The organism is Myxococcus hansupus, assembly GCF_000280925.3.
Classification (GTDB): Bacteria; Myxococcota; Myxococcia; order Myxococcales; family Myxococcaceae; genus Myxococcus; species Myxococcus hansupus.
Genome location: NZ_CP012109.1, coordinates 8467939 through 8480417, shown reverse-complemented (window position 1 = coordinate 8480417; position 12479 = coordinate 8467939). Strand labels below are relative to the sequence as shown.

Below are 12479 nucleotides of genomic sequence, written 5' to 3'. Positions count from 1 at the left end.
CTCAGTCCCCGTCCCGCCCTCCAGGTCCGGGGGGCGGGGAGCGGCCCTCTCGGACCAAATCCTTCAGCGCCACGATTTTCTCCAGCAGCGGCCCGCCGTGTTTCAACCGGGCAATCCGTTGTGACGGATAGATGCCCCGGTGTCCCGTGAGCAGGTACGCCAGCGTGGACACAATCATCACGTGGGGCAGCACGTTCGCCCCCACGAGCTCCACCGCCATGATGGACAGCGCCAGGGGCGTGTTCGCCGCCGCCGCGAACAGGGCCGCCATGCCCACCGCCGCGCCCAAATCCAACGGGAGGTCCAACAGCCTCGCCAGCACGTTGCCCAGGGATGCGCCGATGAAGAACAGCGGCGTCACCTCGCCGCCCAGGAACCCCGCGGCCAGCGTCACCACCGTGAAGGCCAGCTTCCACGCGAACGCGGACACGGGCAGCGCCGGGTCCTCGAAGGCCCGCTGGATGCCCGGCACGCCCAGGCCCAGGTAGTCATCCGTTCCGGCCAGCAGCCACAGCAGCAGCACCGCCAGACCGCCCAGCGCCATCCGCAGCGGCAACGCCTGCACGCGGTGCTCCAGCAGCTTCTTCAACCGGTGCAGCAACTCCACGAACACCACCGCCACCATGGCCACCGCCACCGCGAACACCAGCCACTTGCCCAACACCCCCGCGGACAGCGGCAATGCGGCAGGCGCGGGATACGGCGTGTGGTGAATCCCCAGGCTTCGCGTCACCAGGTCGCCCACCACCGAGGCCATCAGTGCCGGCAGCAGCGCCTCGTAGCCCATGCGCCCCACGACGACGACCTCCAACCCGAACACCGCGCCCGCCACCGGCGTGCCGAACACCGAGCCGAATCCACCCGCGATGCCCGCGGCGAGCAGCTCGCGGCGCGTGTCCGGCGCCACCCGGAGTTTCCGCGCCACCAGGTCCGCGAGGCTGCCGCCCATCTGCACCGCCGTGCCTTCGCGGCCCGCGCTGCCACCAAACAGGTGCGTCAGCACCGTCCCCACCAGCACCATGGGCGCCATGCGCACCGGCACCTGCGCGTCGTCCGCATGCACCGTGTCCAACACCAGATTGTTGCCCCCGCGAATGGGCCCGCCCCACTTCGCGTACACCGCGCCCAGCACCCCTCCCGCCACCGGGAGCGCGTACACGAGCCAACGGTGCCCTTCGCGGAAGTGTGTGGCTTCCTCCAGGAGGTACAAAAAGACCGCAGACGCCACGCCACACACGACACCCACGAGCCCGCCCAGGAGCAACCACTGCATCAGCGCTCTCGTGCCACGGGAAAGATTCACGTGAAACACTCCGGACCTGGGTGAAACATGATGAAACACCGCGTCAACGGTGCAAGTCGCGTCATTGTTACGACATTGCTTCAAGGAGGGGTGAGGTCATATCAACACCAGTATTTATGACTTGGCGCGTTATTCCTGTTTCGGGGTGATTTGCCAGTCGACGCCATGTAGCCTGCGCGCTCCCCCAACAACCCCCCAGTGGGATTCCAAAGGAGCGGGGCATGTCTTTCCGTCACAGCGGGATGTCCTTCGTTGCCGTGTGCGCGGCCGTTACGGTCGGTGGTAGCGCGATGGCCAGCACCCTCAACCAGAACACGTCGTGGACCATCGACCAGCCGTCGACGACGACGAAGTACCGGGTGGTGGCTTACGGCGACTCCATCTACGCCGGCTATAACGGGACCGTCTTCTTCTGGAACGTGGCCCGCCGCGCGGCGCCGGTGGTGCAGGGCGAGGACCTGGCGCAGAAGTGGAACGCGGACATCGAGGTCATCCGTCGCACCAAGTCCGGCGCGCGCGCGGACGACATCTTCAACAACAAGATTGTCGCCGAGCGCTCGTACATGCAGGCGGCCAACACCCGCGTCGTCATGTTCGAGATGTGTGGCAACGACTACCTCCAGGCGCGCGACGCCTTCACGGACCAGACGGGCACCTGTAACTACAGTGGCCTGGAGAACGCCCTGGCGACCTGCACCACGTTCATGGAGCGTGCGATGCAGACCATCAACCAGAACGCGCCCGCCACCGCGACGAAGATCATCTCCAACATCTACTACCCGGGCTTCGACGCGGACAACGTGAACACCCGCTGCACGGACTCCGCCACGGGCCGGGTCGTGAACAAGCGTGACCGCTTCCTGCCGCTGCTGGCGCGCAGCAACTGGCGCGCGTGCAGCCTGGCGGCGCGCTACGGCTTCAAGTGCGCGGACTCGTTCGCCGAGTACATGGCCGCGGACTATGACTCCAACGGCGATGGCCAGGTGGACTCCGCCGCCATCCGCTACATCCAGGGTGAGTCCGAGGCCGCGTACGTCCAGCGCATCTCCGTCACGCTGCGCTCCACGCTGCGCGACGCGAACACGCACTTCGTCAACGCGAGCACCAGCTTCGACTACATCCAGTCCGACAACGTCCACCCGACCTACACCGGTGGCACCATCTCCGGCAATGGCACCGGCCCGATGCCCTACACCGGCACGAACCCGAACTGGAACCGCACGGGCCACGACCGCATGGGCACGGAGAGCGCGAAGTTCAACCCCGCTCGGCCGTAGTGACGTCCGCGTCCACGCCTCGGGTGTGAGCGCGGTGCCAGGGCCTCCGGCTTCCTTCGGGAACCGGGGGCCTTGTCGTTTCCAGCGCCCGGCGCGCGCGTCACATCATGAAGCGCAGGCCAATCAACGCGAGGACGCCCACGAAGTAGACGAGCCCGCAAATCCACTCCGCCGTGCGCCGCACGCCGCGGGCCCAGTTGGGAAGCAGCCACGCGGCCAGGAGCGACGCGCCCTCCGCGAGGACGCGCCAGAAGCAGGCGAAGAGCAGCAGGCACAACACGATGGGCGCGTAGTACCGGCCGAACGAGCGGAGGTACGCGTCCAGGCCGTACATCTTGTACTCACCCATCGGGCCGCCAAACGAGATGGACTGGTACGAGTAGAAGAGGATGGCCGTGGGCACGAGCGGGAAGAGCACGTACTTCACCAGCAGGTGGTACCAGCGCCGGCCCCAGAAGGCATGGCGTGCCTGGCCGTAGCGAACCAGCGGGTGGGTTTGCGCGGCGCCCAGCGAGTCGTGGTGGCTCAGCGCGCGCAGCAGGGGCACCGCGTCCTCCACCTCCAGCGCGTGGCTGAACGCGCGGCCGGACTGCATCCGCAGCGTCAGGCCGGGACCTGGGAGGGGCAGCCGCCAGGGGCGCACCGCGGCCACGGCCGCGAAGGGAATCTCCATCCGCGCGCCGCCGCGCAGCGCTAGGGTCCACTGGTGGGTGTCCACGTCCACGGTGGCCCGGCGGCTCCGGCGCAGCACGGCGACGAACGCGAGCGGAAGCACGACTCGCAGCACCAGCCCGATGGCGACGGGCACGGGCTGCATGTTCTGGGTCCCCTGGAAGAGGTCCGATGCAAGCTGCGCGGTGAAGTGGAGCAGGGCGCCCAGCACGGCGAGCTGCGTCACCACCGCGAGCCCTCGCAGTCCTGGGGTCCAGGCGTGCACGACGAAGCGAGCGGGCTCGGGTGTGGTGGCGGGCGGTGGCGTGCCGCCAGGGGCATCAGTGACGAGCATGGATGGAGAGCGCATGAGGGTGAGCGAAATGCGCTGTGTTTGCCTCGGGGGGAGTGGCTCCGTAGCATACGCAGCCCGGAGGTCGTCGCGCGAACATGAGGCCGCAGTCCCCTGAATCCGAACGTCGTGTCGACAGCGACGGCGTCACGCACATCACGCCCGTTCGCACGAACAAGGGCCTGGGCGCGTGGCTCGTGGGCGGCGCGTGTGTCTTCACGCTCGCGTGCATTGGCTTGAGTGTCTGGTGGGGCTCTAGCGACATCGAGGTGGAGGCGCCGCCGCCGCTCGCGGAGGTGCCTCCGTCCCATCCGTCTCCGGCGCCCGAGGTTCGTGCGCGGGCGCCCCGGCCTCGGCCGCCTCCCGTCGCGGCCGTGGCACCGCAGCCCGTCGCCGAGCCCGAGCTGGCCACCGACACCGAAGTCCAGGAGCCCGACATGGAATCCCAACCGACGGGTCTCCAGCTCTATCGCCCAGGGACGAAGCCCATCAAGCGGGGCCTTATCGTCCCCGACGACTTCGAGCTGCCGCCGGGGTACGTGCGCCATTTCCAATACACGGACTCGGGTGAGCTCGTGGCGGCCGTGCTGACGTTCCATCCCGACCACCAGCCCACGGATGCGAACGGGCAGCCCGTTCCCATGCCTCCCGACCGGCTGGTACCCGAGGAGCTGGCCCCACCGGGAATGCCCATCAAGCGCCTGGAGATGGCCGAGGGCGCGGAGCACGCGGCGCCGTCGCAGTCGCCGTGACCGACGTTCAAGTGGGGAGGGGACGCGGGCGACACCTGGGCCTGGCGCTGCTCGGTGTCGTGGGGACGACCGTGCTGTTCGCGCTCTTCGCCCGGCTGGAGGCGCACTGGCTGGCGCTCGGCTGGGTGGCGATGGTGCCCTGGCTCGCGGCGCTGGACCGGGCCCGCTCGTCGCGTGAGGCGCTGGGCCTGGGCGTGCTGCTCAGCGTGACGTTCACCGCCGTTGTCTTTCATTGGTTCCCCGCCGCGCTCCAGGCGTACTCGCGGGCGCCCACGGTGGTCGGTTGGGCGCTGTTCCTTATGGTGGCGCCGTTGCTCCAGCTTCAGTTCGCCGCCGCGGCGCTGGCCCGGTACGCGGCTCGGCGTCTGGTCGGGGAGGGGCGCACCTGGCTGCCGCCGCTCGCGGGGACGCTCGCGTACGTGGGGACGGAGGGCATCACGCCGAAGCTGTTCGCGGACACGCTGGGGCACGGACTGTACGCCTCCGAGTGGCTGCGCCAGGGCGCCGATGTGGCGGGCGCGCCCGGGCTCACGCTGGTGTTGCTCTTGGGCAATGAGTGCGTGCTCGCCGCGCTGCGTGCGTGGCGAGGGCAGGGGGCTCGGCAGGTCTGGCGGCCCGTGGCTGGGCTGGCCGCGCTGGTGCTCATGCTGTCTGGCTATGGCACCTTGCGCATCGCGCAGGTGCGAGCGGCGACGCGTGATGACGGTGGGTTGGTGGTGGGCGCGGTCCAGGCGAACATCACCCGCTACGAGAAGTTGAGGGCGGAGATGGGGGCCTACGAGGTCGTGCGGATGGTGCTCGACACGCACTACGCGATGTCGGATGCGCTGCTGCGTGACGGGCCGCTGGACCTGCTCGTGTGGCCGGAGACGGTGTACCCGACGCCCTTTGGATCGCCTCGCAGCGAGACGGGCGCGAGGCTGGACGCGGAGATCGCCAACTTCGTCTCCGAGCGCGGCGTGCCGCTGGTCTTCGGTACCTATGATTTGGAGGGGGAGCGCGAGTTCAACGCCGCCATGTTCCTGGGACCCTCGGTGGGTGGAGTGCTTGAGCGCGCGGTGTACCGCAAGACGATGCTCTTCCCGCTGACGGAGTGGGTGCCGGATGCCATCGATTCACCCGCGCTGCGGGAATGGTTCCCGTGGACGGGGCGATGGAAGCGCGGGCCTGGGCCTCAGTCCGTGAGCTTGAAGCTGCGTGACGGGCGGCTGCTCCGCGTGGCGCCCCTCATTTGCTACGACACGATCTTCCCCGCGTATGTCGCGGGGGGCGTGCGGCAGGGCGCGGAGCTGCTGCTCACGTTGTCCAATGACTCGTGGTTCATGGGCACGCCGGCGCCCCGGTTGCACCTGATGCACGCGGCCTTCCGCAGCATCGAGACGCGGCGGCCGCAGGTCCGGGTGACGAACTCGGGCGTGTCCGCGCTCATCGACACGACGGGCGCCGTGGTGGCCGAGGTGGATGACGACCAGCGAGCCGGATTGACGATGCGTGTGCCCGGGACGGCGTCGCTGCCGACGCTCGCCCTGGCGTGGGGGGATTGGCTGAGCCCCTTGGCGCTGGTGGGCACGGTGGTGCTGCTCGTTGGCGCGAGGCGGAGGCGAAGCGCCCCGCGCCCGTGACGCCCGCGTGGGCCACTCAGTGGCACCGCGCTGATGGATGGGCCGTGGGCCTGAGCCAGCACTCGGGGATACCTCGGGTGACCGTCAGGCCGCTTCAGACCGGACGTTCGTGAGGCCCACGATGGGCCCAAGCCGCTCCAGCAGGAGCGCCTTCCGGGCTTCGATGAACTGTTCGAAGTTCTTGAGCTTCCACAGCTCGGGATCCGTCGGAATGAGATGGAGTGCGAAGTACTCTTCGGGCTTGTCCCTCAACCATCGCACCGGTGCGATGTCTCCCTTGCCACCTCCACCGTTTTCCTCAGCGGTGAGCAGCATGCAATTGGCGAGCTGGTTCCGCTCAGGCTCTCGGTAGCGCATCAGGTCCTTGCGGAACGTCCGGGGGTTTTCCACCTTGGCCCGTTTGAGGAGGCTCTGCGGAAAGATGTGGTCCACCTGCGGCAGGTTGTTTTCGTAGGAGGGCGTGTAGTTGAAGCCGCGGTACCAGAGGTTGAGGAGTAGATGGATGCTGTCGGAGCCATAGCCCATGGTCCATAGCCGCTCTGGTGCAATCTCCGGGCTGCGGTTCTTCTCGCGCATCACTCCGAAAAGCGCGTCGGTGTTGAAGTCCTGTGACAAGTCGATTTCGGCCACCAACGCGTCAATCATCTGGTCGGGGATTCCACTGAACGCACCCCCCAGGAGGGAGCGCAACAGGAATGCATCGACGTTCTTCGCGGCCCGGAAGGCGGCTTTGTAACGAAAGCGCGCGTAGATGAGCGGGATGAGGGCCAGATAGGAGGGGATGGCCTTGTCACACCGGATGAAGGTCTTGCCGCGGACGAAGTCGAGCACGTCGAGCATCGCCGCGGTGATGTCGTCCCAGTGTTTTTCAATGCGCTGCTGCACGTCCGGCTTGCGGAACTTGTCGACCTCGTACCTCGCGCCTTGACCGAGCAGCGTCAGGCAGGTCTTCAAGACGAAGTCGCGGGTGAACTTGAATCCGTGCCGATTGAGCCGTTCCAGTACTTCCTCCATTCGCGCGTCCGCTTCGTCCCAGCTCGTGCTGAGCAGCGAGAAGAGCAAATCGGACTTGCCCAACCGTGTGCCGCCGGAGTTTGCGCGGATGAAGATTTCGACGACGTCGTCCTCGGCGTACAGCTCGACGTTCTCAGTGTTGTCGAGCTCCTGGTAGGCAAGGCCGTCGTCGGAGTGGAACGCCTTGAACACCAGGGAGACGTGCTCCGAGATGCGCTCGGCTTCCTCCGAGGTGAGCGTCCGACCCGCGTTCGAGATGATGTTCTGGGCGACGCCCATGGGTGTCCTCGTGCTGTAGACGAGATCCTTGAACTTCATCCAGGGGAACTCGGAGTCCTCAGCGAGGCGGAACTCGAAGCGGTACTTCACATCATCCGGCGCGGCGAGTTGGCCGCTCAGGATGTCCAGGTACAGCTCCTTTCCTTCGTAGCTGCCCTTCAGACCGATGAAGAGGCTCTGCAGACGTTGCTGGCCATCCAGCACCAAGCACTTCTTCTTGTCGTCCTCGGGTACGTAGAACTTACTGAGCTCGTGGCTGAAGGACACCCGGTAGTTGTCGATGAAGCGGCGGCGGCGAATGGGGCTGCGCGTCTTCCACACGAGCAGCGTGCTGATGGGGTACTCGCGAAGGATGGAGTCGAAGAGCCGGCAGATCTGCTCTTCGCTCCACACAAACGGGCGCTGGATGTTGGGGAGCCAGAAGCCGCCTTCTTCCTCGGGGTTATTGAGGAATGAGACGATCTTCCGCAACGAATGCTTGGGTGCCTTCATCAGGCTTCACCTTCAGTCAGGCGGGAATAGACTTCCCGGAGCAGTACAGAAGGGTGGGCACCCGGGATATACCACCGGGGAGGGACGGCCTCATGCCTCGGCTTGGTGGATGCCTGAGGCTCTCGACCGGAGCCGAGCATGAACGCTTTTGCTGACCTGTTGATGGGGATCTCAGTAGGCGTGGTGGTTGTGGTGGCGGTCGTGGCGATTCGCTCCCGGTGGAGGCGGGCTCCAGAGCGGGCGCTCCAGCCGTCAGGTGAGCGGATGCCTCGTTCAAGTACCGCCCTTGGCGAGCGTGGGCATGCATCTCCGGAGCGCATCGAATGGTTCCTGGGCGATGAGCCGCTTGCACAGGTTTCCCGGTCCGTGCCGCAGCCCGGGCACCGCCTTGAAGAGGTTTCGTTGGACGCACGGCTGGCCGCCGGGCTCCAGCCCCTCTTGCATGCAGTGCCTTCGCTTGCCGTGGCATCGCAGCAGGTGCTGTCGCAGGCCTACACCTTGACGTTCAGCCCGAAGATTGCCCAGGGATTGCGTGACGGGGCATTGACGATGATGCCCTCGAAGATGGGAGGGCTTCGTGGCAATGTCATTGATGACCGGGGCGTCATTCGTAGTCAGGCCAGCTTGTCGAATGTGAGCCGAGCCGCTTCGGCGTCCCTGCTGGTGTGGCAGGTGCTCGCCGTTGTTACCGCGCAAAAGTACCTGTCGGATATCAACGCCAAGCTGGCATCTATCGAGCAAGGAATCACGAGGCTCCAGCAATGGCTGGAACAGGAACGCCGTGGACAATTGGTGGGAGCGCTCGCCTACCTCAAGCAGTTGGTCGCGTCGATCCACGCGAGTGACTTTGGCGAGGCAGACCTGTTGGCGTTCACGATGCAGTTGGAGTCCATTGAGCGCGAATGTCAGGGGGTGAGCGCTGCGGTCGAGGAGGCGCTGGATACGTGCTCGCTCCAAGCATCGGAAATGGGCATGGTGGGGCTACGCGTGAAGCGCTTTGCTCGCGGAGCGGATGAGGCTGCGGAGACGTTCGAGTCACGCTCGAAGGAGTTCCTGCTCGCTTGCAGCGTGCGGGCGGCGGCCATCCAGGTGCGGGCCGCATTGCCGCTCAGCAGCGGTGTGACAAGTCGTCGTTTGGAGGGACTCAAGGCCGACATGGCCCGTCACGTAATGCAGCGTCAAGAGTTCCTGAGCCTGCTGGGCCGACGCGTTCCCGAACTCAAGGGAAAGTTGTCCTGGAAGTCCACGAACAAGACGGCGCGGGGCGCTCTGTCTCAAAAGCTCCACGCGGTGCGAGGCACACTCGATGCCACTCAGAAGCCCGTTGCGTCTGCGGTGGCTGCTCTGGAATCCAAGCTCGGCTTGGAGCACGGTTCTCAAACCGCAGGGATCGAATTGGTCGCGACGCTTAATGGGGCAGGCGAGTTGGTTCGTCTCCAGCGCGTCATCCTGGACGACGATGCGGCCCGCTGACGCCGTGATGTGACGTCAGCGGCGTTGCAAACCCCTGTTGTGGGGCGGGGTGGATGACAACCCGCGCGCCGGACTTCGCCCTGCATGTGCCAGGGACGGCGTCGCTGCCGACGCTCGTCCTGGCGTGGGCTAGAGGGTGCGGCGGCTCTCGACGAAGGTAAGCCCCGGCTCACCCAGCCGTTCGAGCCACTCGGGCGGCTCCTCGGCGGTGAGGGCGACCGTCATGGTTTCGAGCCACTGCGAGAAGGACTCGAAGTCTGGCGTCTCATCCTGCGGTTCGTTCCATGCGCCGGTCGCGCGCACCTTCGCGCGAGGCGTGTCCTGGTGGTGATAGTAGACGGGGTACTCGCCATCCGCGCCGGGAGCGCTCACGTCGAAGCACCACACAGCTTCTCCACCGGCCTCGGCGAAGCCCACCAGGTGATTGGTGGAGAGGTCGACGCCTTCGTCGAACGACACGCCTTCCGGCATGTGGACCAGGTCCTCGTTCACCGTCCCGAGGTTGTCCGCGTCGTAGAGCCAGAAGCCCTGGTTCATGCCCACCGACACGAGGTGGCGCGTGACCGCGCTCAGGCCCGAGGCCAGGGCCTCGCGATAGCTCGCCGGAGGGGCCCACTCGATGGTGCCGAAGTGGGGCGTGACCGCTTCCACCAGGGCGCTGGATTCAATGGCGGCACGCTTCTTCACCGTGAGGTGCTCCGCGCCGCTCAGGACTTCCATGCACTTGGAGATGGTGCTCATGGACGGAAAGCCTAAGGCGCACTTCAACGGACTCCGCTCGATTTCCTCGCGAGGGTGAGCGCGCCTCTCAGGACCCAGTCACATGCGAATCGAGCCGCGCACCGCGCAGGGCGCGCACCGAGCGCGTGAGGCTTTCGATGGAGACCGTATGGCCGCGCTGCGCCAACTGCTCGGAGAGCGCCTTCATCGCCGCGTCATCGCCGCGCTCCAGGAGTTCGCGGCACTCGGGGGCGCTCGCCAGCCACGTGAGCGCCTCGCGAGGGGCGAGTCCCTTGCTTCCTCGCAGCCGATTCTCGACGTCGGGCCGCAGCGCGGAGCGACCTTCATTCGCGAGCGCCATCGCCCGCGCGGGGTCGAGGTTGCCGCGCGCATCGAACGCGGCGGGCTCGAACAGCGCCTCAAAGGTCTCGTGGCCGTGGATGTCCGGGGTGAACTCGCGCCAACTGGTTGACCCACACACCAGCGTTCTTCGGCACCGGTCCGCGCTGATGCTCGTGTTGTCGTCGAGCAACACGAGCGCGGCTTCGCATGAGCGCGCCCACAGCACCGCGCCGCCATCGCCCCACGTTCCACTCACGATGCCGAGCCCCCCGCCGACGACCAAGTCGCCCTCGATGCCGACGCGAGCGCTCGCGGCGAAGCGCACGTTCCGCGCGCGCACGTCGCCCGTCACAATCAGCGTGCTCGTCAGGTAATCGTCGGTCGTACACACCAGGTCGCCGCGCGTCTCCAGGTCGCCGACGACGATGACGGCCCAGGGGCCGGACCCACTTTCGAGGGTGTCGTCGAAGCGCAGGCTCCCACTGACGATGCGAGGCACGACGATGCCGTTCGTCTCCGGGTCGTTGAGCTCCTCGGTCTCCAGGAACGAAGCGAGCCAGCTCGCCCCCGCGAATCGCCTGGAGACCTCCTCGAACGTCGTCTCTTCACCCAGTTCGTCGATGTGACTCATTGCGAGCACGCTACGGCAGGCCGCGCTGGAGCCGCAACGCTTGTGCCCCTGTCACAGCCGCCCGGCCTTGAGCTCCTCCACGATGTGCGCGCTGGCTCGCACGGCGATGGCCATCATCGTCAGCGTGGGGTTCTGCGGGCCCTGTGACGGGAAGCACGCGCCGTCGTTGATGTAGAGGTTGGGCACGTCCCAGCTCTGGTTGTGGGCATTGAGCACGGACGTCCTCGGGTCCGAGCCCATCCGCGCGGTGCCTACCTCGTGAATGGCCATGCCCGGCGTGGACAGCGTGCCGTTGGCCTTCTCCACGGTGAAGCCCGCCGCCTCCATCATCTCCTTGCAGGTGGCCACCGCGTCCTCGGCCATCTTCAGCTCGTTGGTGGAGTGGCGGCACTCGATGTGCGCGGCCGGAATGCCCCAGCGGTCCTTCACCGTGGGGTTCAACGTCACGCGGTTCTCCGCGCGCGGCACCATCTCTCCAAAGGGGACGAAGTGGCAGCTATCGCCGAAGGTGAACACCTGCACGCCATAGCCTCGCGCGAAGTCCTGCTCCTTCTTCGCGACGTTGCGGAACTGGGGAATGTACGCCCAGCTCTGCTCCTGCTGCTGCGCCTCGGGCGGCAGGTTCATCTTCGCCTCGATGCCCAGCATGTACGTGTGGTCCATCAGGTTGCGGCCCAACTGCCCCGACGAATTGGCCAGGCCGTCCGGGAACGCGCTGCTGCGGGAGTGCAGGAGCAGGCGCGTGGACTCAATCGCGCCGGCCGCCATCACCACCACCCGCGCGTGGGCCTCGTAGGACTTGCCCGACTTCGCATCGAGGTAGTGCACGCCCGTGGCGCGGCCCGTGTTCGCGTCGTACAGCACCTGGTCCACCACCGCGTTCGTGCGCAGCGTGAGGCGGCCCGTCTTCAACGCCGCGGGCATGGTGGTGGGCGCGCCCGCCGTGCGGCGGACGATGACGCGGCGCTCGGGCCAGCGGCGCTCCACGTGCGCCTTCAGCCGCTGCTCCGCGGCAGTCATCGAGATGGCGCCCGCGAAGACGGAGTCGGGCAGCATGTCCAGCCCGTCCGCGTTGCCGTGGATGCCCATCCACCGCTCCACCGTCTCGTAGTGCGGCGCCAGGTCCGCCAGTGTCAGCGGCCAGTCCGGCCCCAGTCCGTCCTGCGTGCCTGCTTTGAAGTTGAAGTCCGACAGCCGGTAGAACTGGCGGCCGTGCGCCTTCACCGACGTGCGCCCGCCCACCTGCCGTGCACGAATCCACGTGAAGGGCTGGTCCTCCGGCGTGGTGTAGGGGTTGTCGACGTCGTCGACGAAGGCGTGCGGATGGAAGGGCCACGCGAAGGTGGTGCTCTGCACGGACTGACGCACCTTGCGCGCGTCATCCGTCTCCGCCAGGTAACCGAAGGACTGACGCAGACGGTGAAGCATCCACAGCATGCGGTCCGCGCCCATGCCTCGGCCCGCTTCGAGCACCAGCACGCGCAAGCCCGCTTCCGTTAGCTGCTTGGCCGTCCAACCACCACAAGCGCCCCCGCCAACCACCACCACATCAAACGTCGTCCTGGATGTGC

10 protein-coding genes are annotated in these 12479 nt (G+C 66.9%); 4 read left to right on the top strand and 6 right to left on the bottom strand.

The window, feature by feature from the left end; all coding sequences use genetic code 11:
- Window position 1: 1 nt before the first annotated feature.
- Window positions 2-1303, bottom strand: coding sequence for a chloride channel protein (locus A176_RS33415; RefSeq protein ID WP_002637697.1), 1302 nt, complete (start codon window positions 1301-1303; stop codon window positions 2-4).
- 221 nt (window positions 1304-1524) lie between these two features.
- Here A176_RS33415 and A176_RS33410 point away from each other — a divergent pair, with 221 nt between their 5' ends.
- Window positions 1525-2580 carry an SGNH/GDSL hydrolase family protein gene (locus A176_RS33410; protein ID WP_044890216.1) on the top strand — a complete coding sequence of 352 codons (1056 nt, stop codon included), beginning with the start codon at window positions 1525-1527 and terminating at the stop codon, window positions 2578-2580.
- A gap of 100 nt (window positions 2581-2680) precedes the next feature.
- Here A176_RS33410 and A176_RS33405 read toward each other — a convergent pair whose 3' ends face one another.
- The gene (locus tag A176_RS33405) at window positions 2681-3586 is read right to left on the bottom strand and encodes a hypothetical protein (RefSeq protein WP_002637695.1); all 906 of its coding nucleotides are present in this window, start codon (window positions 3584-3586) and stop codon (window positions 2681-2683) included.
- A gap of 95 nt (window positions 3587-3681) precedes the next feature.
- Here A176_RS33405 and A176_RS33400 point away from each other — a divergent pair, with 95 nt between their 5' ends.
- Window positions 3682-4335 (top strand): hypothetical protein, encoded by a 654-nt coding sequence (locus A176_RS33400; RefSeq protein ID WP_002637694.1) that lies wholly within the window; start codon window positions 3682-3684, stop codon window positions 4333-4335.
- Window positions 4332-5957 (top strand): apolipoprotein N-acyltransferase, encoded by a 1626-nt coding sequence (lnt, locus tag A176_RS33395; RefSeq protein WP_002637693.1) that lies wholly within the window; start codon window positions 4332-4334, stop codon window positions 5955-5957. The genes A176_RS33400 and lnt overlap by 4 nt, the downstream gene beginning before the upstream one ends.
- An 84-nt stretch (window positions 5958-6041) precedes the next feature.
- Here lnt and A176_RS33390 read toward each other — a convergent pair whose 3' ends face one another.
- Window positions 6042-7742, bottom strand: a complete 1701-nt coding sequence (locus tag A176_RS33390; RefSeq protein WP_002637692.1) for a GmrSD restriction endonuclease domain-containing protein — start codon at window positions 7740-7742, stop codon at window positions 6042-6044.
- A 138-nt stretch (window positions 7743-7880) separates the two neighbouring features.
- On the opposite strand from A176_RS33390, the gene A176_RS33385 reads away from it, so the two are divergent.
- Window positions 7881-9215, top strand: coding sequence for a hypothetical protein (locus A176_RS33385; RefSeq protein WP_144429661.1), 1335 nt, complete (start codon window positions 7881-7883; stop codon window positions 9213-9215).
- 129 nt (window positions 9216-9344) lie between these two features.
- Here A176_RS33385 and A176_RS33380 read toward each other — a convergent pair whose 3' ends face one another.
- The 3 genes from A176_RS33380 to A176_RS33370 all read right to left on the bottom strand — a co-directional run bounded on the left by A176_RS33380 (window position 9345) and on the right by A176_RS33370 (window position 12450).
- A complete protein-coding gene (locus A176_RS33380; protein WP_002637689.1) occupies window positions 9345-9956 on the bottom strand; it encodes an SMI1/KNR4 family protein in 612 nt (203 codons plus the stop codon).
- 67 nt (window positions 9957-10023) lie between these two features.
- Window positions 10024-10908, bottom strand: a complete 885-nt coding sequence (locus A176_RS33375; RefSeq protein ID WP_002637688.1) for a hypothetical protein — start codon at window positions 10906-10908, stop codon at window positions 10024-10026.
- 51 nt (window positions 10909-10959) lie between these two features.
- On the bottom strand, window positions 10960-12450 hold the full coding sequence (locus A176_RS33370) for a GMC oxidoreductase (RefSeq protein ID WP_338042854.1): 1491 nt from the start codon (window positions 12448-12450) through the stop codon (window positions 10960-10962).
- Window positions 12451-12479 lie beyond the last annotated feature (29 nt).